This is a genomic window from Klebsiella sp. 141203 (assembly GCF_032601985.1).
Lineage (GTDB): Bacteria > Pseudomonadota > Gammaproteobacteria > Enterobacterales > Enterobacteriaceae > Klebsiella > Klebsiella aerogenes.
Map to the genome: position 1 here is coordinate 276,737 of NZ_JAQIRL010000002.1, position 21,782 is coordinate 298,518.

The following is a 21,782-nucleotide window of genomic DNA, read 5'->3' on the forward strand; positions in this document are numbered from 1 at the left end:
GCGACGAATATAAAAACCGCCGGTTGACGACCGGCGGTTTTTTTTCGTCTGCTGTCTACACTTAGCTTTCACGCGCCGTGGCAGAATTGGCAGGTGCTTATTTTGCCGCAGCGCGCTATTTTGCCGGCCTGAGTGATGAGTTTTGCTTACGGAGAGTGAGGAGTTTTATGGCCACCCATCTGGTCTGGTTTCGCATGGATTTACGCCTACACGATAATCTGGCGCTGGCCGCCGCCTGCCGCGACCCGCAGGCGCGGGTGCTGGCGCTCTATATCGCCACGCCAGAGCAGTGGCGCCAGCATCATATGGCGCCGCGCCAGGCGGCCTTTATCGCCAGCCATTTACGCAGCCTGCACGCGGCATTAGCGGAACGCGGTATTCCGCTGCTGGTAGAAGAGGCGGACGATTTCGCCGCCAGCATCGAGTTGCTGACGCGCTTCTGTAAACAGCACCAGGTGAGCCATCTATTTTATAACTATCAGTATGAGTTTAATGAGCGCCGACGCGACGCCGACGTCGAGAAAACCCTGACAGAAGTCACCTGCCAGGGGTTTGACGACAGCGTACTGTTGCCGCCGGGCAGCGTGATGACCGGCAACCGTGAGATGTATAAAGTCTTTACGCCGTTTAAAAATGCGTTTATCCGCCGCCTGCGTGAAGGGCTGCCGGAGTGCGTGGCGGCGCCGAAAGCACGCCAGTCAGCCGCCGGGCAGGCGCCGCCGCTGCCTGAGATCAACTATCCGCAAACGGCATTTGACACCGATCTGTTCGCGGCAGATGAAAAAACGGCGCTGGCTCGATTGCGCGCGTTTTGCCAGCAGCCGGCGGCGGATTACGATCAGCAGCGCGATTTTCCGGCAATAGAAGGAACCAGCAGGCTATCGCCGTGTCTCGCGGTAGGCGTACTGTCGCCGCGCCAGTGCCTGCATCGCTTGTTACGGGAGCAGCCCGGCGCGCTGGATGGCGAAGCGGGCGCAAGCTGGCTGAACGAGATTATCTGGCGCGAGTTCTATCGTCATCTGATGGTTTACTACCCGAAACTGTGTAAAGGCCGGCCCTTTGTCGCCTGGACCGACAAGGTCGCCTGGCGCAGCAATGAGGATGAACTGCAGGCCTGGCAACAGGGGCAAACCGGTTTCCCCATCGTCGATGCCGCCATGCGGCAGCTTAACGCCACCGGCTGGATGCACAATCGCCTGCGGATGATTGTCGCCAGCTTCCTGGCGAAAGACCTTCGTCTCGACTGGCGGCAAGGAGAGCGCTATTTCATGAGTCAGCTGATCGACGGCGATTTGGCGGCCAACAACGGCGGCTGGCAGTGGGCGGCCTCGACCGGTACCGATGCAGCCCCTTATTTTCGTATTTTCAATCCGACGACCCAGGGGGAGAAGTTTGATAAGCAGGGCGAGTTTATTCGCCGCTGGCTGCCGGAACTGGCTGAAGTACCAGAGAAAGCGCTGCATCAGCCGTGGCTGTGGGCGGATAAACAGGGGGTAGCGCTGAGGTATCCGCGCCCGCTGGTTGACCATAAGCAGGCGCGGCTGGAGACGCTGGCGGCCTGGGAAGCCGCCAGATAGTTTTTATTCTACCGCCAGTTGGCGGGTTTTGACCTTCACGGAGTGATACAGCCAGATGACCAGTACCAGGCCGACGCAGGCCAGCGCGCCCCAGGTGATCTGGCTGAAGACGTCGATGTAGGCTTCAATCGAATAGTTAACCGCGCCCGCGGCATCAAACGACGCCTGCGATGTCTGGTCGGCGATGACGCCGGCCAGATAGTTGGCGATCGCCCCGGAAAGCAGCATATAGATACCGGTCAGCACCCCGGTGACGCCGGGGATTTCGATCCGGGTGATTTGCGACATCGCTACCGGGTCGATAAACAGTTCGGCGAAACCCATCACCGCCAGCCCCAGTACCATTAGCGGCATGGAAGAGTGGCCATACGCGGCCGACCAGCGGGCGCTTAAGGTCAGAATGCAGAACCCGGCGCTCATTAGCCCCAGACCGAGGGCGAATTTCCCCCAGATACGCACGGTGCGGTTGCCCTTGATGTTCTCTTTAACCAGCCATGCCAGCACCATACCGCAGAGCATCACCGCGAAGGCGTTAACCGACTGGAACATCGCGGTTGGTACTTCATAGCTCATGACGTGGCGGTTCACGAAACGGTCGATATACAGGCTGATGGAGCTGCCGCCCTGCTGGGCAAAGGCCCAGAACAGCAGGCTAAAACCGGTGAGGACGATAATCAGACGCAGCTCTTTACGCTGTTTGTCGTTCTCCGCGCGCAGGTAAATACGCGCCAGTACCGCCAGGCCAATCACCGTCGCCACAATCAGCGCATACACCGACCACTCCTGCCAGAACAAGACGGTAATTAGCAGCGGCGTCGCCACCAGCAATACCAGCAGCCAGCCCCAGTTCGGCAGGAGGAAGGTCCGGGCGCGCAGCGCCTCGCGGTTAACGCCGGTGGTGTGGCGGAAGTGGCGACCGCCGCAAAGGAAGATCACCAGTCCAGCAATCATACCGACTGCCGCCAGCGCAAAGCCCATCGCCCAGCTGTACTCTTCCTGCACGTAGCCGCAGGCGATAGGCGCGATGATCGAACCAATATTTCCCGCGGCGTACATCAGCGAGAAGCCGCCATCGCGGCGCGGATCGGTCGGCTCGTACAGTTCGCCAAGCAGGCAGCTGACGTTGGATTTAAACAGCCCGTAACCGCAAACGATAATCGCCAGCGATAAATAGAGGAAGGTGGGGGCGACTTCGCTGGCGCCGAGCACCAGATGGCCGATAGCCATGAGTAGCGCGCCGAGCATCACCGCCATGCGGTTGCCGAGCAGTTTGTCGGCGAGGAAGCCGCCGAGAATAGGGGTGACATAGACCAGGGAGCAGTAGGCGCTAAACAGGGTATAGGCGTGATTATCGTCGTACTTGAGCTGGTTGGTGAGGTACAGGATTAACAGCGCCCGCATGCCGTAAAAACTGAAGTATTCCCAAATTTGCAGCGCAACGACGTAGTAAATCGCCCGTGGCTGTGAAGTTTGTCTGTTCATGTAACGTTCATTTCCTGGCCGTAAAACGAAAGTCGATCTTTCTGCATGAATAGCGTTTGTCTGGTGTTATTCATGGCCTAAATGGCTTTCTTGTTATTTAATATGCTTTATAAGTGCATAAATATACACTAATGCGCGGTGAGGGGAAGAGGCAATTTGGGCGATTATGCGAATGGCTGAAATGGACCCTTTGGCGTCGCTATCGACGACTCGGGCGGATGTGGTTATGTTATAGGTTTGTACAAACAGATTTTCTGATGGAGCGGCAATGAAAAATAGCGAACTGGAACAATTAATTAACGAAAAACTGAATAGCGCGGCCATCAGTGATTACGCCCCGAATGGCCTGCAGGTGGAAGGGCGGGAGACGGTGCGGAAAATCGTCACCGGCGTCACCGCCAGCCAGGCGCTGCTCGATGAAGCCGTGCGTCTGCAGGCGGATGCGGTGATTGTGCATCACGGCTACTTCTGGAAAGGCGAATCGCCGGTGATCCGCGGCATGAAGCGCAATCGCCTGAAAACGCTGTTGGCCAACGATATCAATCTTTATGGCTGGCATTTACCGCTGGATGCGCATCCGGAGCTGGGCAATAACGCCCAACTGGCGCAGCTGCTGGGGATCAATGTGATGGGGGAAATCGAACCATTGGTGCCCTGGGGCGAGCTGTCTATGCCGGTATCCGGGCTGGAACTGGCATCGTGGATTGAAGCGCGATTAGGGCGTAAACCGCTGTGGTGCGGCGATACCGGGCCGGACAAAGTTACCCGCGTCGCCTGGTGTACCGGCGGCGGCCAGAGCTTTATCGATAGCGCGGCCCGCTTTGGCGTCGATGCCTTTATTACCGGTGAAGTGTCTGAGCAGACCATCCATTCCGCTCGTGAGCAGGGGTTGCATTTTTATGCCGCCGGCCATCATGCCACCGAGCGCGGCGGTATTCGCGCCCTGAGCGAGTGGTTGACGGAAAATACCGACCTGGACGTCACCTTTATTGATATCCCTAACCCGGCCTGATGAGAGAGAAAAAAGTGCAGCGAGCGCGTTGTTATCTATTAGGTGAAACGGCGGTGGTCCTGGAGCTTGAGCCTCCGGTGACCCTGGAGAGCCAAAAACGTATCTGGGGCCTGACGCAGCGGTTAACCGATCACGAAGAGGTGATTGAAGTGATCCCGGGGATGAACAACATCACCGTTGTGCTGCGTCGTCCGCAGGAGATGGCGTGGGAGGCGATTGACAAGCTGCAGCGCTGGTGGGAAGAGAGCGATGCGTTGGAGCCGGAATCCCGTGAGATAAGTATCCCGGTTATCTATGGCGGTGAAGCGGGGCCAGATCTTGGCGACGTCGCGCGCCATAGCGGGTTGAGCGAAAAACAGGTGGTCGAACTGCACTCTTCGGTGGAGTATGTGGTGTGGTTTCTGGGGTTCCAGCCGGGATTTCCGTACTTTGGCGGCCTGCCGGAGCAGTTGGCCATGCCGCGTCGCGCCGAGCCGCGCGTACTGGTACCGGCGGGATCCGTCGGTATCGGCGGATCGCAAACCGGTATTTATCCGCTGGCGACGCCGGGCGGCTGGCAGCTGCTGGGGCGCACGCCGCTGGCATTATTCGATCCAAAGCGTGAAGAACCGGTGCTACTACGTTCTGGCGATCGCGTACGCTTTGTGCCGCAGAAGGAGGGGGTATGTTGAAATTTATCCGCGCCGGCATGTATACCTCGGTACAGGATGGCGGCCGGGAAGGCCAGCGGCAGTGGGGGATTAGCCGCTGCGGCGCGCTGGATAAACCGGCGATGACCATTGCCAATCTGCTGGTAGGCAATGCGCCGGAGGCGGCGGCGCTGGAGATTACGCTGGGTCAGATCGATGTGCAGTTTACCCGCCACTGCTGGTTCGCGTTGACCGGCGCCGCCTGTGAAGCGACGCTCGACGGCGCGCCGGTCTGGCTGGGCTGGCGAATGGAAGCAAAGGCCGGGCAGCGGCTGGTGCTGAAAAATCCTCAGCATGGGATCCGCAGCTACCTGGCGGTGGCGGGCGGCATCGACGTACCTGAAGTTTTAGGTTCCCGCTCTACCGATCTGAAAGTTGGCATCGGCGGAATCGAAGGGCGCCGATTGCAGGATGGCGATCAATTGAAGATTGGGAAATCCTCCCGCCGCTTTAGCGCCTCGCGCGGCGTTAAACAGCTACCGACCGGTAATATCATTCGTGCGCTGCCGGGGCCGGAGTATCACGAATTCGACAGCGTGTCGCAGGAGTCGTTCTGGCGTTCGCCGTGGCGGCTTAGCCCGCAGAGCAACCGTATGGGCTACCGCCTGCAGGGTCAGCCGCTCAAGCGCACAACCGACCGTGAAATGCTCTCCCATGGCCTACTGCCTGGGGTGGTACAGGTGCCGCATAACGGCCAGCCGATCGTGTTGATGAACGATGCGCAGACCACCGGCGGCTATCCGCGTATAGCCTGCATTATTGAAGCCGATATGTACCAACTGGCGCAAATTCCGCTGGGTCAGCCGATCCATTTCGTCCCCTGTTCGCTGGAAGAAGCGCTGAAAGCGCGCGCCGACCAGCAGCGTTACCTTGAACAACTGGCCTGGAGATTGAGCGATGAAAATTGATTTAAATGCCGACCTCGGCGAAGGCTGCGCCAGCGATAGCGCGCTGCTGCAGCTGGTCTCTTCCGCCAATATCGCCTGCGGCTTTCACGCCGGCGATGCGCTGCTTATGCAGCAGTGCGTGCGCGAGGCGCTGAAAAACGGCGTCGCTATTGGCGCACACCCGAGCTTCCCGGACCGGGAAAATTTCGGTCGAACCGCAATGCAGTTACCGCCAGAAACGGTCTACGCCCAGGTACTGTACCAAATTGGCGCGCTGGCGGCGATTGTGCATGCCCAGGGCGGCGAGCTGCGGCACGTTAAACCGCACGGCATGTTGTACAACCAGGCGGCGAAAGAGCCACCGCTGGCCGATGCCATCGCCCGTGCGGTGCGCGATGCCGACGCCGGGTTGGTGCTGGTCGGGCTGGCGGGGAGCGAGCTTATTCGCGCCGGACAGCATTATCAGCTGACGACGCGTCAGGAAGTCTTCGCCGATCGCGGCTATCTCGCCGACGGTAGCCTGGTGCCGCGTAGCCAGCCGGGCGCGCTGATAGAGAGCGAAGAGCAGGCGCTGGCGCAAACGCTGGAAATGGTGCAACACAATCGGGTGCGCAGCCTGAGCGGCGAATGGGCGCATGTGAAGGCGGAAACGGTCTGCCTGCATGGCGATGGCGCTCATGCGCTCGATTTCGCCCGACGCTTGCGCGCTGCTTTCGCAGGGCGCAATATCGACGTCAGCGCGGACATCGATTAATAGTCCGCCTTAGTATTTTAATAATAATTAAATCAAATAACTAACAACACTCACAACTGAACAGGACGTTATTATGCAAGAGGCGATATCCCTCTGGCCGCTGATCGGCATTGCCGTGATTGTGGTCGGTTTTGTATTACGCTTTAACCCGGTGCTGGTGGTGATTATCTCCGGGATCGTCACCGGCGTGGCGGCGCATATGCCAATAGCCACTATTCTGGAGAAACTGGGCGAGGGCTTCCTTAATACCCGTAATCTGCCGTTTATTCTGCTGTTGCCGCTGGCGGTGATCGGGCTGCTGGAGCGCCATGGTCTGAAAGAGCGGGCGCAGGCGTGGATCGCGAAGATCCATAGCGCGACCGCCGGACGTCTGCTGATCGTCTATCTGTTTGTGCGCGAAGCCACCGCCGCCCTGGGCTTGACCAGCCTCGGCGGACATCCGCAAATGGTGCGCCCGCTGCTGGCGCCGATGGCGGAGGGGGCGGCGGAAAAGCGCTTTGGCCCGCTGCCGGGTCATGTGCGCTACCGCCTGCGTGCGATGTCGGCGGCGACCGACAACGTTGGCCTGTTCTTCGGTGAAGATATTTTTGTCGCCTTTGGCGCGATCATCTTCATGCACAACTTTATGCTGGAGTCGGGCGGGATCCAGACGGAACCGTTGCATATTGCCCTGTGGGGGATCCCGACGGCTATCTGCGCCTTCCTGATCCACGCCGCGCGCCTGTGGCGCCTCGATCGCCATCTCCAGCGCGAGTTGGACCGCGTTAACGCCGGGCAGGCGAAAGGCGGTGCGGCATGAACTTCCAGCAAACGTATTTATACTGGCTGGCCGGCGCGGTACTGCTGGTCGTGGCTATCATGTCCTGGCGCGACAAAAGCAATCCGCGGCGCCTGACAACCGGCCTGTTCTGGGGCCTGTACGGGCTGGTGTTCTTGCTCGGCGACTGGACGTATCAACTGGTGGGCGATAAGCGTACGGTGAACATCGCCGTCGGCGGCTTGGTGGTTGTACTGGCGCTAATCGCTGGTTTTGGCGGCGTGCGCCTCGGCAGCTACCATCAGCGTACCCAGGAAGAGAAAACCGCCAGCGCGAAACGCCTCGGCAACAAACTTTTCTATCCGGCGCTGGCGATTCCGGTCGTCACCGTTATTGGCGTTCTGCTGTTTAACAATCTGCCTTCATGGCAGGTGGCGCTCTTCGGGCCGGGCAACCACGCGACGCTGATTACCCTGTTCTCGATGACCGTCGGTACGCTGATTGGCCTGGCGATGGCGATTCGTATGACGCATGAAACGGTGGCGCAACCGATGCAGGAAGCGCGCCGTTTGCTGGATTCCGTCGGCTGGGCCTTTATCCTGCCGCAAATCCTCGCGGTGCTGGGGCTGCTATTTACCGCGGCGGGCGTCGGAACCAGCATTTCATGGCTGACCGAGCACTATCTGGCGGTAGATAACCGCTTTATCGCCGTGGCCGTGTACGCCATCGGCATGGCGGTGCTGACGATGGTGATGGGCAACGCCTTTGCCGCTTTCCCGATCGTGACCGCCGGGGTTGGCATTCCGATTTTAGTCCTGCAGCACGGCGGCAATCCGGCGGTGATGGCGGCGATTGGTATGTTTTCCGGCTACTGCGGTACGCTGATGACGCCGATGGCGGCGAACTTTAATATCGTGCCGGCGGCGCTGCTGGAACTGCCGGATAAAAACGCGGTGATTAAAGCCCAGGTACCGACCGGTATCCTGCTGCTTATCGTCAACGTATTCTTACTCTATTTCCTGATGTTCCTGTAAGGAGGGATGATGGCTGGCGTATTAATTACCGGTTTTGAGCCGTTCGGCGGCGAAACGATTAACCCTTCATGGGAAGTGGTTAAGCAACTTGATGGCGTGATGATTCGCGGGCAGCAGGTGGTGGCTAAACAGTTACCCTGCGTGTTCGGCGAGGCGCTGACGGCGCTGAAGGCCGCGCTGGAAATCTATCAACCGCAGCTAACGATTGCCGTCGGCCAGGCCGGCGGCCGTGTCGATATTACCGTCGAACGAGTGGCTATCAATGTCGATGATGCGCGGATCCCCGACAATAAAGGCCAACAGCCGATCGATGAGCCGATCGTCGCTGATGGCCCCGCGGCCTGCTTCAGTACGCTACCGATCAAAGCGATCGTTAGCGCGCTGCGCCAGCAGGGGATCCCGGCCTCGGTGTCGCAAACCGCGGGCACTTTTGTCTGCAATCACGTGATGTATGGTTTGCTACATCAGTTGCAGGGCAAAGCCGGGCAGAAGGGCGGTTTTATCCATATTCCGTATCTGCCTGAACAGGCGGCGGCTCATCCGGGGCAGGCGAGTATGTCGGTCGCGACGGTACGCGCGGCGCTGGAAACGGCGATTGCCGTCGCTCTTGAACAGGATGACGACGTCAAAATTGGCGGCGGCGCCACGCACTAACAGAAGGACGATACTATGCCTGAAGGCCCGGAGATCCGCCGCGCGGCGGATAACCTGGAGGCGGCTATCAAAGGCGAACCGTTAACCGAAGCCTGGTTCGCCTTTCCACAGTTGCAACCCTATCAAAGCCAGCTGATTGGCCAACGGGTGACCCATATCGCTACCCGCGGCAAGGCCCTGTTAACCCACTTCTCCGGCGGATTGACGCTGTATAGCCATAACCAGCTGTATGGGGTCTGGCGCGTGGTGGATGCCGGCGTTGAGCCGCAATCGAACCGCGTACTGCGCGTCAGACTGCAGACCGCACGCAAGGCGATTTTGCTCTATAGCGCCTCGGAGATTGAGATGCTGACGGCGCAACAGCTGGCCGATCATCCGTTTTTACAACGGGTCGGGCCGGATGTGCTGGATATGACGTTAACCGCCGGGCAGGTCAGAGAGCGCCTGTTGTCGGCGAAATTTCGCAATCGCCAGTTTTCCGGCCTGTTGCTGGACCAGGCGTTTCTCGCCGGGCTCGGTAACTATCTGCGGGTGGAGATCCTGTGGCAGGTAGGGCTGACCGGGCAGCATAAGGCCGCCGAGCTCAATGACACGCAGCTCGATGCGCTGGCGCACGCGCTGCTGGATATCCCGCGCCTTTCTTACCGCACCCGCGGCCAGGTGGATGAAAACAAACATCATGGCGCGCTATTCCGCTTTAAGGTTTTCCATCGCGAGGGGGAGGCCTGCGAACGTTGCGGCAGCATCATTGAGAAAACGATGCTGTCATCGCGACCCTTTTACTGGTGCCCTGGCTGCCAGCACTAACGCCAGTTGTTGAGCGATTAAAATTTTTTTGTACGCTTAAATAAAAAAAATCGGGGAAGGTCCCCGATTTTTTTTGCTAACCCCAAAAGGGGTGAAATTACTTCTTGAGATCGGACTTGAAATCGCGCTTCTGGTAGCCGGTATACAGCTGACGCGGACGGGCAATTTTCATACCGTCGCTGTGCATTTCGTTCCAGTGGGCAATCCAGCCGACGGTACGCGCCATCGCGAAGATGACGGTAAACATCGAGGATGGAATACCCATCGCTTTCAGGATGATGCCGGAGTAGAAATCGACGTTCGGATACAGTTTCTTCTCGATGAAGTACGGGTCATTGAGCGCGATGTGCTCAAGTTCCATAGCCACTTCCAGCAGATCGTCCTTGGTGCCCAGCTCTTTCAGTACTTCGTGGCAGGTTTCACGCATTACGGTGGCGCGCGGATCGTAGTTCTTGTACACGCGATGGCCGAAGCCCATCAGGCGGAAAGAGTCATTCTTGTCTTTCGCGCGGCGCACGAATTCCGGAATGTGTTCAACGGAGCTGATCTCTTCCAGCATTTTCAGCGCGGCTTCGTTGGCGCCGCCGTGCGCCGGTCCCCACAGGGAGGCGATACCCGCAGCGATACAGGCGAACGGGTTAGCGCCGGAAGAGCCAGCGGTACGCACGGTAGAGGTTGATGCGTTCTGTTCGTGGTCAGCGTGCAGGATCAGGATACGGTCCATTGCGCGTTCCAGTACCGGGTTAACCTCATAGGTTTCGCACGGCGTGGAGAACATCATATTCAGGAAGTTACCCGCGTAGGAGAGATCGTTGCGCGGATACACGAAAGGCTGGCCGATAGAATATTTGTAACACATTGCTGCCATGGTCGGCATTTTAGACAGCAGACGATAGGCGGCGATTTCACGGTGACGTGGGTTATTTACGTCCAGGGAGTCGTGATAGAACGCCGCCAGCGCGCCGGTAATACCGCACATCACCGCCATCGGGTGAGAGTCGCGACGGAACGCGTGGAACAGACGGGTAATCTGCTCGTGGATCATGGTGTGGCGGGTAACGGTAGTTTTGAATTCGTCGTACTGCTGTTGAGTCGGTTTTTCGCCGTTCAACAGGATGTAGCACACTTCAAGATAATTTGACTCGGTAGCCAGCTGATCGATCGGGAAACCGCGGTGGAGCAGGATCCCTTCATCGCCGTCGATAAAAGTAATTTTAGATTCACACGAGGCTGTTGAAGTGAAACCGGGGTCGAAGGTGAAGACACCTTTTGAACCAAGACTACGAATATCAATAACATCCTGACCGAGCGTGCCTTTTAGCACATCAAGTTCAATAGCAGTGTCACCACCCAGGGTGATTTTTGCTTTAGCATCAGACATTTATGGTCTCCTTAGCGCCTTTTATTGCTTAAGACTGCCGGGTGGTGGATTTGCATTCGGCCCGAACCTGACTACGTTACCAGATTGTTATGTTGCTCACAGCTCTGTGTCGCGAAAATTGCAGGGTACAGAGCGCAGGCGCTTGATGGTACGTCTTCAGCCCGGGAGTGAAACGGCAGCAAATCAGCGTTTTAGCAGCCCGAATATTAAAACCTGTATACCACTAATAACTGTCCTGATTACATCGGTCAATACCATCACACTGTTACATAACTTATTCTCAGGTGAAAGAGTGACCCCATAACTTTTGGGCATTATTGCATTAATCTAGTAATGGTTGTAACAAGAATGTTTAATATTTGTCAAATCAGGTGATTAAAATTTAAAATAATGTTGTAATCGTGACCTTGATCACTGTTCCGGACAAAACCCGACAAACTATATGTAGGTTAATTGTAATGATTTTGTGAACGGCCTATACTGCCGCCAGGTCTCCGGAACACCCTGCAATCCCGAGCCACCCAGCGTTGTTTGGTCACGCTTTTACTCCTGGAAAGGGGTTTTAACATGACTTCTGGTTATAGAAAGGACGCTGTCTGACCCGCAAGCAGACCGGAGGAAGGAAACAATAAGAACAGCATGTGGGCGTTATTCATGGTAAGAAATGTGAAAAAACAAAGACCTGTCAATCTGGATCTACAAACGATTCGATTCCCAATCACGGCGATAGCGTCCATTCTCCATCGCGTATCCGGTGTGATCACTTTTGTGGCGGTCGGTATTCTGCTTTGGTTGCTGGGCACCAGCCTTTCCTCTCCGGAGGGCTTCCTGACGGCCGCTTCCATCATGAATAGCTTCTTCGTGAAGTTCATCATGTGGGGCATCCTCACCGCTCTGGCTTATCACGCCGTTGTCGGTATCCGCCATCTGCTGATGGACTTTGGCTATCTGGAAGAAACCCTCGAAGCAGGGACACGCTCCGCCAAAATTTCTTTTGTTATTACTGTCGTGCTTTCACTTCTCGCAGGAGTCCTCGTATGGTAAGCAACGCCTCAGCACTGGGACGCAACGGCGTACATGACTTTATTCTGGTCCGTGCTACCGCCATCGTTCTGACCCTCTACATCATCTACATGGTTGGCTTCTTCGCCACCTCCGGTGAGATCTCCTGGGAAATCTGGACCGGATTCTTCTCCTCCGCGTTCACCAAAGTCTTTACCCTGCTGGCTCTCGTTTCCATCCTGATTCACGCCTGGATCGGTATGTGGCAGGTGTTGACGGACTACGTTAAACCACTGGCCGTGCGCTTAGTTCTGCAACTGATTATCGTTGTGGCGCTGGTGGCTTACGTTCTTTATGGATTTGTTGTGGTGTGGGGTGTGTAATGAAATTGCCAGTCAGAGAATTTGATGCAGTTGTAATTGGTGCCGGCGGCGCAGGTATGCGCGCGGCGCTGCAGATTTCCCAGAGCGGACAGACCTGTGCGCTGCTCTCTAAAGTTTTCCCTACCCGTTCCCATACCGTTTCCGCGCAGGGTGGCATCACCGTTGCGCTCGGTAATACCCATGAAGATAACTGGGAATGGCACATGTACGATACCGTGAAAGGGTCGGACTATATCGGCGACCAGGACGCCATCGAATATATGTGTAAGACCGGCCCGGAAGCGATTCTTGAGCTGGAACATATGGGCCTGCCGTTCTCCCGTCTTGATGACGGCCGTATTTATCAGCGTCCGTTTGGCGGCCAGTCGAAAAACTTCGGCGGCGAGCAGGCGGCACGTACCGCGGCGGCGGCCGACCGTACCGGTCACGCGCTGCTGCACACCCTGTATCAACAGAACCTGAAAAACCACACCACTATCTTCTCCGAATGGTATGCCCTCGATCTGGTGAAAAACCAGGACGGCGCGGTGGTCGGTTGTACCGCTCTGTGCATCGAAACCGGTGAAGTGGTGTACTTCAAAGCCCGCGCTACCGTGCTGGCGACCGGCGGCGCAGGCCGTATTTATCAATCCACCACCAACGCCCACATCAACACCGGCGACGGCGTCGGTATGGCTCTGCGCGCGGGCGTTCCGGTGCAGGATATGGAAATGTGGCAGTTCCACCCGACCGGTATCGCCGGGGCAGGGGTGCTGGTCACCGAAGGTTGCCGCGGCGAAGGCGGTTACCTGCTGAACAAACACGGCGAGCGCTTCATGGAGCGTTATGCGCCGAACGCGAAAGACCTGGCGGGTCGTGACGTGGTGGCGCGTTCCATCATGATCGAAATCCGCGAAGGCCGCGGCTGCGATGGTCCGTGGGGCCCGCACGCCAAGCTGAAACTGGATCACCTGGGTAAAGAAGTGCTGGAATCCCGTCTGCCGGGCATTCTTGAACTGTCTCGTACCTTTGCCCACGTTGACCCGGTTAAAGAACCGATTCCGGTTATCCCAACCTGCCACTACATGATGGGCGGTATTCCGACCAAAGTGACCGGCCAGGCGCTGACCGTGAACGAGAAGGGCGAAGATGTGGTGATTCCGGGCCTGTTCGCCGTTGGCGAAATCGCCTGCGTATCGGTACACGGCGCCAACCGTCTGGGCGGCAACTCGCTGCTGGACCTGGTAGTCTTCGGCCGCGCGGCGGGTCTGCATCTGCAGGAATCCATCGCCGAGCAGGGCGCGCTGCGTGCTGCCAGCGAGTCCGATGTCGAAGCTTCCCTGGATCGCCTCAACCGTTGGAACAACACCCGTTCCGGCGAAGACCCGGTTGCTATCCGCAAAGCGCTGCAGGAATGTATGCAGCATAACTTCTCGGTCTTCCGTGAAGGCGACGCGATGCATAAAGGTCTGGAACAGCTGAAAGAGATCCGCGAGCGTCTGAAAAATGCGCGCCTGGACGACACTTCCAGCGAGTTCAACACCCAGCGCGTTGAGTGCCTGGAGCTGGATAACCTGATGGAAACGGCGTATTCCACGGCGGTATCCGCTAACTTCCGTACCGAAAGCCGCGGCGCGCATAGCCGCTTCGACTTCCCGGAACGTGATGATGAAAACTGGCTGTGCCATTCCCTGTATCTGCCAGAGTCGGAATCCATGACGCGTCGAGCGGTCAACATGGAACCGAAACTGCGTCCGGCATTCCCGCCGAAGATTCGTACTTATTAATGCGGAGACAGGAATATGAAACTCGAGTTTTCAATTTATCGCTATAACCCGGATGTTGATGACGCTCCGCATATGCAGGATTACACCCTCGACGCGGAAGAAGGTCGCGACATGATGCTGCTGGATGCGCTTATCCAGCTGAAAGAAAAAGATCCGTCGCTGTCGTTCCGCCGCTCCTGCCGTGAAGGGGTGTGCGGTTCCGATGGTCTGAACATGAACGGTAAAAATGGTCTGGCGTGCATCACGCCGATCTCCGCGCTGAACCAGCCGGGTAAGAAAATTGTTATCCGTCCACTGCCTGGATTGCCGGTTATCCGCGATTTGGTGGTAGACATGGGGCAATTCTACGCACAATATGAGAAGATCAAGCCTTACTTATTGAATAATGGGCAAAATCCTCCGGCTCGCGAGCATCTGCAGATGCCTGAGCAGCGCGAGAAACTCGATGGTCTGTACGAGTGTATTCTGTGCGCATGTTGTTCGACCTCTTGCCCGTCGTTCTGGTGGAACCCGGACAAGTTCATCGGCCCGGCAGGCCTTCTGGCCGCGTATCGCTTCCTGATCGACAGCCGCGATACCGAAACCAGCGAGCGTCTGGAAGGTCTGAGCGATGCTTTCAGCGTATTCCGCTGTCACAGCATTATGAACTGCGTCAGTGTGTGTCCTAAGGGATTGAACCCAACGCGCGCCATCGGCCATATTAAGTCGATGCTGCTGCAGCGCAGCGCGTAAGTTGTTTTCGTTGCCGGATGGCGACGTATACGTCTTATCCGGCCTACAGGATCGTATCTTGTAGGCCTGATAAGCGAAGCGCCATCAGGCAATAGAGATAGCAGGAAACCTCTAAAAACTGCCCCTGATAGTTAGACAGTTTTTAAAGGTTCCTTAGCGGATAGAAACCACAACTCGTCCGCAACAAGTGAACCCCGGCACGTGCACTCGGTGTGCGTGGTAGTTTCTACGGCGAAATAAGCATAAAAATGCTTAAGGGATCACGATGCAGAACGGCGCAATGAAAGCCTGGCTGGACTCTTCTTACCTCTCTGGTTCGAACCAGAGCTGGATAGAACAGCTCTATGAAGACTTCTTAACCGATCCTGACTCTGTTGACGCCAACTGGCGTTCGATGTTCCAGCAGTTACCTGGCACCGGAGTTAAACCGGATCAATTTCATTCGAAAACACGTGATTATTTCCGTCGACTGGCGAAGGATGCCTCACGTTACACTTCTTCGATATCCGACCCTGATACCAATGTGAAGCAGGTTAAAGTCCTGCAGCTCATCAACGCATACCGTTTCCGCGGTCACCAGCAGGCGAATCTCGATCCGCTGGGACTGTGGCAGCAAGAGAGAGTGGCGGATCTCGATCCGGCTTACCACGATCTCACTGAGGCCGATTTCCAGGAAAGCTATAACGTAGGTTCTTTCGCCATCGGAAAAGATACGATGAAGCTGGGCGACCTGATTGCGGCGCTTAAGCAAACCTACTGCGGCTCCATCGGCGCGGAATACATGCATATCACCTCTACTGAAGAAAAACGCTGGATCCAGCAGCGAATTGAGTCAGTAGCTGGTAAAGCGAGCTTCACCGCGGAAGAGAAAAAGCGCTTCCTGAGCGAACTGACCGCCGCGGAAGGCCTGGAGCGCTACCTCGGCGCCAAATTCCCGGGCGCGAAACGCTTCTCGCTGGAAGGCGGCGATGCGTTAATCCCGATGCTCAAAGAGATCATCCGTCACGCCGGTAAGAGCGGCACCCGTGAAGTGGTGCTGGGCATGGCGCACCGTGGTCGTCTGAACGTACTGGTTAACGTGCTGGGTAAAAAACCGCAGGATCTGTTCGACGAATTCGCGGGCAAACATAAAGAACACCTCGGCACCGGCGACGTGAAGTACCACATGGGCTTCTCTTCCGATATGGAAACCGAAGGCGGCCTGGTTCACCTGGCGCTGGCGTTTAACCCGTCGCACCTGGAAATCGTAAGCCCGGTGGTTATCGGCTCCGTACGCGCCCGTCTGGATCGTCTGGACGAGCCGAGCAGCAACAAAGTTCTGCCAATCACCATCCACGGCGACGCCGCGGTAGCCGGCCAGGGCGTGGTTCAGGAAACCCTGAACATGTCCAAAGCGCGCGGTTACGAAGTGGGCGGTACCGTTCGCATCGTTATCAACAACCAGGTTGGCTTCACCACGTCCAACCCGCTGGATGCGCGTTCTACGCCTTACTGCACCGATATCGGTAAGATGGTTCAGGCGCCGATTTTCCACGTTAACGCGGATGACCCGGAAGCGGTCGCTTTCGTTACCCGTCTGGCGCTGGATTTCCGTAATACCTTCAAACGCGATGTCTTCATTGACCTGGTGTGCTACCGCCGTCACGGCCACAACGAAGCCGACGAGCCGAGCGCAACCCAGCCGCTGATGTACCAGAAAATCAAAAAGCATCCGACTCCGCGCAAAATCTATGCTGACAAGCTGGAGCAGGACAAAGTCGCGACGCTGGAAGACGCTACCGAACAGGTTAACCTCTACCGCGATGCGCTGGATGCCGGCGATTGCGTGGTAGCGGAATGGCGTCCGATGAACATGCACTCCTTTACCTGGTCTCCATACCTCAACCATGAGTGGGACGAGAGCTATCCGGATAAAGTTGAGCCAAAACGTCTGCAAGAGCTGGCCAAACGCATCAGCACGGTACCGGAAAGCGTTGAGATGCAGTCTCGCGTAGCGAAAATCTACGGCGACCGTCAGTTGATGGCGGCGGGCGAGAAGCTGTTCGACTGGGGCGCGGCGGAAAACCTGGCGTACGCCACCCTGGTTGACGAAGGTATTCCGGTACGCCTGTCCGGCGAAGACTCCGGTCGCGGCACCTTCTTCCACCGTCATGCGGTTATCCACAACCAGAGCAACGGCTCTACTTATACGCCGCTGCAGAACGTACACAACGGCCAGGGCCAGTTCCGCGTCTGGGACTCCGTGCTGTCTGAAGAAGCGGTACTGGCATTCGAATACGGTTACGCCACCGCGGAACCACGCACTCTGACCATCTGGGAAGCGCAGTTCGGCGACTTCGCCAACGGCGCGCAGGTGGTGATTGACCAGTTCATCAGCTCCGGCGAGCAGAAATGGGGCCGGATGTGCGGCCTGGTGATGCTGCTGCCGCACGGCTACGAAGGGCAGGGCCCGGAGCACTCCTCCGCGCGTCTGGAACGTTATCTGCAGCTGTGTGCTGAGCAGAACATGCAGGTTTGCGTACCGTCCACTCCGGCACAGGTTTACCACATGCTGCGTCGTCAGGCGCTGCGCGGTATGCGCCGTCCGCTGGTGGTCATGTCGCCGAAATCTCTGCTGCGCCACCCGCTGGCGGTTTCCAGCATGGACGAACTGGCGAACGGCACCTTTATGCCGGCGATTGGCGAAATCGACGAGCTCGATCCGCAAGCCGTGAAACGCGTCGTACTGTGCTCTGGTAAGGTTTACTACGACCTGCTGGAACAGCGCCGCAAAAACGAGCAAAAAGATGTCGCCATCGTGCGTATCGAACAGCTCTATCCGTTCCCGCATCAGGCGGTGCAGGAAGCGCTGAAAGCTTATTCGCACGTCCACGATTTTGTCTGGTGCCAGGAAGAGCCGCTCAACCAGGGCGCATGGTACTGCAGCCAGCACCACCTTCGTGAAGTAGTTCCATTTGGGGCCTCTCTGCGTTATGCAGGCCGCCCGGCCTCCGCCTCTCCGGCGGTAGGGTATATGTCCGTTCACCAGAAACAGCAACAAGATCTGGTCAATGACGCGCTGAACGTCGATTAATTAAAGGATACACAATGAGTAGCGTAGATATTCTGGTTCCCGACCTTCCTGAGTCTGTAGCTGACGCAACCGTCGCCACCTGGCACAAAAAACCGGGCGACGCGGTAGTCCGCGACGAAGTTCTGGTCGAAATCGAAACTGACAAAGTGGTACTGGAAGTACCGGCATCAGCGGACGGCATTCTGGATGCAGTACTGGAAGACGAAGGCGCCACCGTGCTGTCTCGTCAGATTCTGGGCCGCCTGCGTGAAGGCAACAGTGCCGGTAAAGCCGCTGATGCGAAAGCTGATACTAAAGAGTCCACCCCGGCTCAGCGTCAGCAAGCGTCTCTGGAAGAGCAAAGCAACGACGCGCTTAGCCCGGCTATCCGTCGTCTGTTGGCTGAACACAGCCTCGACGCGGCGGCGATTAAAGGCACCGGCGTTGGCGGCCGCCTGACCCGCGAAGACGTTGAGAAGCATCTGGCGAGCGCGCCGGCGAAAGCTGAAGCGAAAGCGCCAGCCGCTGCTGCGGCGCCGGTTGCGCAACTGGGCCACCGCTCTGAAAAACGCGTACCGATGACCCGTCTGCGTAAACGCGTTGCCGAGCGTCTGCTGGAAGCGAAAAACTCTACCGCCATGCTGACCACCTTCAACGAAGTCAACATGAAGCCGATTATGGATCTGCGTAAGCAGTACGGCGAAGCGTTCGAAAAACGTCACGGTATCCGTCTGGGCTTCATGTCCTTCTACGTGAAAGCGGTGGTTGAAGCGCTGAAACGCTACCCGGAAGTGAATGCTTCCATCGATGGCGACGACGTGGTTTATCACAACTACTTCGACGTAAGTATGGCGGTTTCTACGCCGCGCGGCCTGGTGACTCCGGTTCTGCGTGACGTTGACCTGCTGGGCATGGCGGATATCGAAAAGAATATTAAAGAGCTGGCAGTGAAAGGCCGTGACGGCAAGCTGACCGTAGATGACCTGACCGGCGGTAACTTCACCATTACCAACGGCGGCGTATTCGGTTCTCTGATGTCCACGCCGATCATCAACCCACCGCAGAGCGCCATCCTGGGTATGCATGCCATTAAAGACCGTCCGATGGCGGTGAATGGCAAGGTAGAAATTCTGCCGATGATGTACCTGGCGCTCTCCTACGACCACCGTCTGATCGATGGACGTGAATCGGTAGGCTTCCTGGTAGCGATTAAAGAGCTGCTGGAAGATCCGACTCGTCTGCTGCTGGACGTGTAGTAGTCACAATGGCCCGGTGCGTCTGCCCGGGCCAATAAAAACATCATCGGCCTGCAATTGTGTCGGCTACATGATAACGATTACCTGAAGGATGGACTGAACACATGAACTTACATGAATATCAGGCAAAACAACTTTTTGCCCGCTATGGCTTACCGGCGCCGGTGGGTTATGCCTGTACTACTCCGCGTGAAGCAGAAGAAGCCGCTTCAAAAATCGGCGCGGGTCCGTGGGTAGTGAAATGTCAGGTTCACGCTGGTGGCCGCGGTAAAGCGGGCGGTGTGAAAGTAGTTAAGAGCAAAGAAGAGATTCGCGCTTTTGCTGAGCATTGGCTGGGCAAACGCCTGGTGACTTACCAAACAGATGCTAACGGCCAGCCGGTAAACCAGATCCTGGTTGAAGCGGCGACCGATATTGATAAAGAGCTGTATCTGGGCGCGGTTGTTGACCGTAGCTCCCGTCGCGTGGTGTTCATGGCGTCTACCGAAGGCGGCGTGGAAATCGAAAAAGTAGCGGAAGAAACCCCACACCTGATCCACAAGATCGCTATCGATCCGCTGGCGGGCCCGATGCCTTACCAGGGTCGTGAACTGGCGTTCAAACTGGGTCTGGAAGGTAAACAGGTTCAGCAGTTCACCAAGATCTTCATGGGTCTGGCGACCATCTTCCTGGAGCGCGACCTGGCGCTTATCGAAATCAACCCGCTGGTTATCACCAAGCAGGGCGACCTGATCTGCCTCGACGGTAAACTGGGCGCTGACGGCAACGCGCTGTTCCGCCAGCCGGATCTGCGTGAAATGCGCGACCAGTCTCAGGAAGATCCGCGCGAAGCTCAGGCGGCGCAGTGGGAACTGAACTACGTTGCGCTCGACGGCAACATCGGTTGCATGGTTAACGGCGCAGGCCTGGCGATGGGTACCATGGACATCGTTAAGCTGCACGGCGGCGAACCGGCTAACTTCCTCGACGTTGGCGGCGGCGCAACCAAAGAGCGCGTGACCGAAGCGTTCAAAATCATCCTCTCTGACGACAACGTTAAAGCGGTTCTGGTTAACATCTTCGGCGGTATCGTACGTTGCGACCTGATCGCTGACGGCATCATCGGCGCGGTTGAAGAAGTGGGTGTTAACGTACCGGTTGTGGTTCGTCTCGAAGGTAACAACGCCGAACTGGGCGCGAAAAAACTGGCTGACAGCGGCCTGAATATTATTGCAGCGAAAAGTCTGACGGACGCAGCACAGCAGGTTGTTGCCGCAGTGGAGGGGAAATAATGTCAGTTTTAATTAATAAAGACACCAAGGTTATCTGCCAGGGCTTTACCGGTAGCCAGGGTACATTCCACTCTGAACAAGCGATCGCTTACGGCACTCAGATGGTTGGCGGCGTAACGCCAGGTAAAGGCGGCACCACTCATCTGGGCCTGCCGGTATTTAACACCGTGCGCGAAGCCGTTGAAGCCACCGGCGCGACTGCGACCGTCATCTACGTTCCGGCGCCGTTCTGCAAAGACTCCATTCTGGAAGCTATCGACGCGGGCATTAAGCTGATTATCACCATCACCGAAGGTATCCCGACCCTGGATATGCTGACCGTGAAAGTGAAGCTGGACGAAGCTGGCGTTCGCATGATCGGCCCTAACTGCCCGGGCGTTATCACTCCGGGCGAGTGCAAAATCGGCATCATGCCGGGTCACATTCACAAGCCGGGCAAAGTGGGCATCGTTTCCCGTTCCGGTACCCTGACCTATGAAGCGGTTAAGCAGACCACCGACTATGGCTTCGGCCAGTCTACCTGCGTCGGTATCGGCGGCGACCCGATCCCGGGCTCCAACTTCATCGATATCCTGAAAATGTTCCAGGAAGACCCGCAGACCGAAGCGATCGTCATGATCGGTGAAATCGGCGGCAGCGCGGAAGAAGAAGCGGCAGCTTACATTAAAGAGCACGTGACTAAGCCGGTTGTCGGCTACATCGCGGGCGTTACCGCGCCGAAAGGCAAGCGTATGGGCCACGCCGGCGCCATCATCGCTGGCGGTAAAGGTACTGCTGATGAGAAATTTGCTGCGCTGGAAGCGGCCGGTGTGAAAACCGTTCGCAGCCTGGCGGATATCGGCGAAGCGCTGAAAGCAATCATCAAGTAAACCCTCACTGCTCCTCAGGAGCAGACTAATGTCCGATTTCGACATGGTTGGCCACCGTCAGGTGGCCTTTTTTTTGCCTTGTCGTCATGCCGCAGGCTCTCCCTTGCGTTAAAAAACGCTATTGTATTGATTTGATGAATATTATTAGGAATAATCACTCGCCGCTTTCCGGGGGAGGGGAGATGGTTAATTTTATGTGAAAATAAACAGAAAAACGCAGACGTTATTTTTTGCATTTCGATTGGGAAAAATAGTGTGACCGGTCTAACATTATTAGGATCGCATCATTTCTTACCTTAAATTGGTCAAAGTTAAAATTATATTACCTATAATTCTCATCTCTCTCTTTTTAGTAACCGCTAGCGGCAGACTTTAAACACATTTTTAACATCAATTTCACTGTTATTCTTTATTGCG

At 56.8% G+C, this 21,782-nt stretch carries 20 protein-coding genes; 17 read left to right on the forward strand and 3 right to left on the reverse strand.

Features of this window, described 5'->3' with window-relative positions; all coding sequences use genetic code 11:
- Positions 1-167: 167 nt before the first annotated feature.
- Complete coding sequence (gene phrB / locus PGR29_RS08985; RefSeq protein ID WP_316424422.1) at positions 168-1,577, forward strand: deoxyribodipyrimidine photo-lyase; 1,410 nt, start codon at positions 168-170, stop codon at positions 1,575-1,577.
- A gap of 3 nt (positions 1,578-1,580) precedes the next feature.
- Here the strand turns inward: phrB and dtpD are convergent, their stop codons facing one another.
- Entirely contained in the window at positions 1,581-3,059 is a 1,479-nt protein-coding gene (dtpD, locus tag PGR29_RS08990) for a dipeptide permease DtpD (protein ID WP_087860216.1), read from the reverse strand.
- Between the two features lie 268 nt (positions 3,060-3,327).
- Between dtpD and ybgI the strand changes: the two genes are divergently transcribed.
- The 8 genes from ybgI (at position 3,328) to nei (ending at position 9,653) form a co-directional block, all read left to right on the forward strand.
- Positions 3,328-4,071, forward strand: coding sequence for a radiation resistance protein YbgI (ybgI, locus tag PGR29_RS08995; RefSeq protein ID WP_032707631.1), 744 nt, complete (start codon positions 3,328-3,330; stop codon positions 4,069-4,071).
- A gap of 14 nt (positions 4,072-4,085) precedes the next feature.
- Positions 4,086-4,742, forward strand: a complete 657-nt coding sequence (pxpB, locus tag PGR29_RS09000; protein ID WP_316424638.1) for a 5-oxoprolinase subunit PxpB — start codon at positions 4,086-4,088, stop codon at positions 4,740-4,742.
- Entirely contained in the window at positions 4,736-5,668 is a 933-nt protein-coding gene (gene pxpC, locus PGR29_RS09005) for a 5-oxoprolinase subunit PxpC (RefSeq protein ID WP_087860215.1), read from the forward strand. Before pxpB ends, pxpC begins: the two co-directional genes overlap by 7 nt.
- Positions 5,658-6,401 carry a 5-oxoprolinase subunit PxpA gene (pxpA, locus tag PGR29_RS09010; RefSeq protein ID WP_087860213.1) on the forward strand — a complete coding sequence of 248 codons (744 nt, stop codon included), beginning with the start codon at positions 5,658-5,660 and terminating at the stop codon, positions 6,399-6,401. Before pxpC ends, pxpA begins: the two co-directional genes overlap by 11 nt.
- Before the next feature lie 73 nt (positions 6,402-6,474).
- Entirely contained in the window at positions 6,475-7,200 is a 726-nt protein-coding gene (locus tag PGR29_RS09015) for a DUF969 domain-containing protein (protein ID WP_015704763.1), read from the forward strand.
- The gene (locus PGR29_RS09020) at positions 7,197-8,192 is read left to right on the forward strand and encodes a DUF979 domain-containing protein (protein WP_213317413.1); all 996 of its coding nucleotides are present in this window, start codon (positions 7,197-7,199) and stop codon (positions 8,190-8,192) included. The genes PGR29_RS09015 and PGR29_RS09020 overlap by 4 nt, the downstream gene beginning before the upstream one ends.
- 9 nt (positions 8,193-8,201) lie before the next feature.
- Entirely contained in the window at positions 8,202-8,846 is a 645-nt protein-coding gene (gene pcp / locus PGR29_RS09025; RefSeq protein WP_213794495.1) for a pyroglutamyl-peptidase I, read from the forward strand.
- 15 nt (positions 8,847-8,861) lie between these two features.
- Positions 8,862-9,653, forward strand: coding sequence for an endonuclease VIII (gene nei, locus PGR29_RS09030; protein ID WP_213317416.1), 792 nt, complete (start codon positions 8,862-8,864; stop codon positions 9,651-9,653).
- Positions 9,654-9,750: 97 nt separating this feature from the next.
- Here the strand turns inward: nei and gltA are convergent, their stop codons facing one another.
- A complete protein-coding gene (gene gltA, locus PGR29_RS09035; RefSeq protein ID WP_015367676.1) occupies positions 9,751-11,034 on the reverse strand; it encodes a citrate synthase in 1,284 nt (427 codons plus the stop codon).
- Positions 11,035-11,217: 183 nt separating this feature from the next.
- Positions 11,218-11,349 (reverse strand): hypothetical protein, encoded by a 132-nt coding sequence (locus PGR29_RS24975; protein ID WP_418268990.1) that lies wholly within the window; start codon positions 11,347-11,349, stop codon positions 11,218-11,220.
- Between the two features lie 324 nt (positions 11,350-11,673).
- Here PGR29_RS24975 and sdhC point away from each other — a divergent pair, with 324 nt between their 5' ends.
- The 8 genes from sdhC to sucD all read left to right on the forward strand — a co-directional run bounded on the left by sdhC (position 11,674) and on the right by sucD (position 21,365).
- Complete coding sequence (gene sdhC, locus PGR29_RS09040) at positions 11,674-12,078, forward strand: succinate dehydrogenase cytochrome b556 subunit (protein ID WP_020079340.1); 405 nt, start codon at positions 11,674-11,676, stop codon at positions 12,076-12,078.
- Positions 12,072-12,419, forward strand: coding sequence for a succinate dehydrogenase membrane anchor subunit (gene sdhD / locus PGR29_RS09045; protein ID WP_015367674.1), 348 nt, complete (start codon positions 12,072-12,074; stop codon positions 12,417-12,419). Before sdhC ends, sdhD begins: the two co-directional genes overlap by 7 nt.
- On the forward strand, positions 12,419-14,185 hold the full coding sequence (gene sdhA / locus PGR29_RS09050) for a succinate dehydrogenase flavoprotein subunit (protein ID WP_032707635.1): 1,767 nt from the start codon (positions 12,419-12,421) through the stop codon (positions 14,183-14,185). Before sdhD ends, sdhA begins: the two co-directional genes overlap by 1 nt.
- A gap of 15 nt (positions 14,186-14,200) precedes the next feature.
- Positions 14,201-14,917, forward strand: a complete 717-nt coding sequence (gene sdhB / locus PGR29_RS09055) for a succinate dehydrogenase iron-sulfur subunit SdhB (protein ID WP_020079339.1) — start codon at positions 14,201-14,203, stop codon at positions 14,915-14,917.
- 265 nt (positions 14,918-15,182) lie between these two features.
- Positions 15,183-17,990, forward strand: coding sequence for a 2-oxoglutarate dehydrogenase E1 component (gene sucA / locus PGR29_RS09060; RefSeq protein WP_045381571.1), 2,808 nt, complete (start codon positions 15,183-15,185; stop codon positions 17,988-17,990).
- A gap of 14 nt (positions 17,991-18,004) precedes the next feature.
- Complete coding sequence (gene odhB, locus PGR29_RS09065) at positions 18,005-19,225, forward strand: 2-oxoglutarate dehydrogenase complex dihydrolipoyllysine-residue succinyltransferase (RefSeq protein WP_020079338.1); 1,221 nt, start codon at positions 18,005-18,007, stop codon at positions 19,223-19,225.
- A 104-nt stretch (positions 19,226-19,329) separates the two neighbouring features.
- A complete protein-coding gene (sucC, locus tag PGR29_RS09070) occupies positions 19,330-20,496 on the forward strand; it encodes an ADP-forming succinate--CoA ligase subunit beta (RefSeq protein ID WP_015367670.1) in 1,167 nt (388 codons plus the stop codon).
- A complete protein-coding gene (gene sucD / locus PGR29_RS09075; protein WP_015367669.1) occupies positions 20,496-21,365 on the forward strand; it encodes a succinate--CoA ligase subunit alpha in 870 nt (289 codons plus the stop codon). The genes sucC and sucD overlap by 1 nt, the downstream gene beginning before the upstream one ends.
- Positions 21,366-21,782 lie beyond the last annotated feature (417 nt).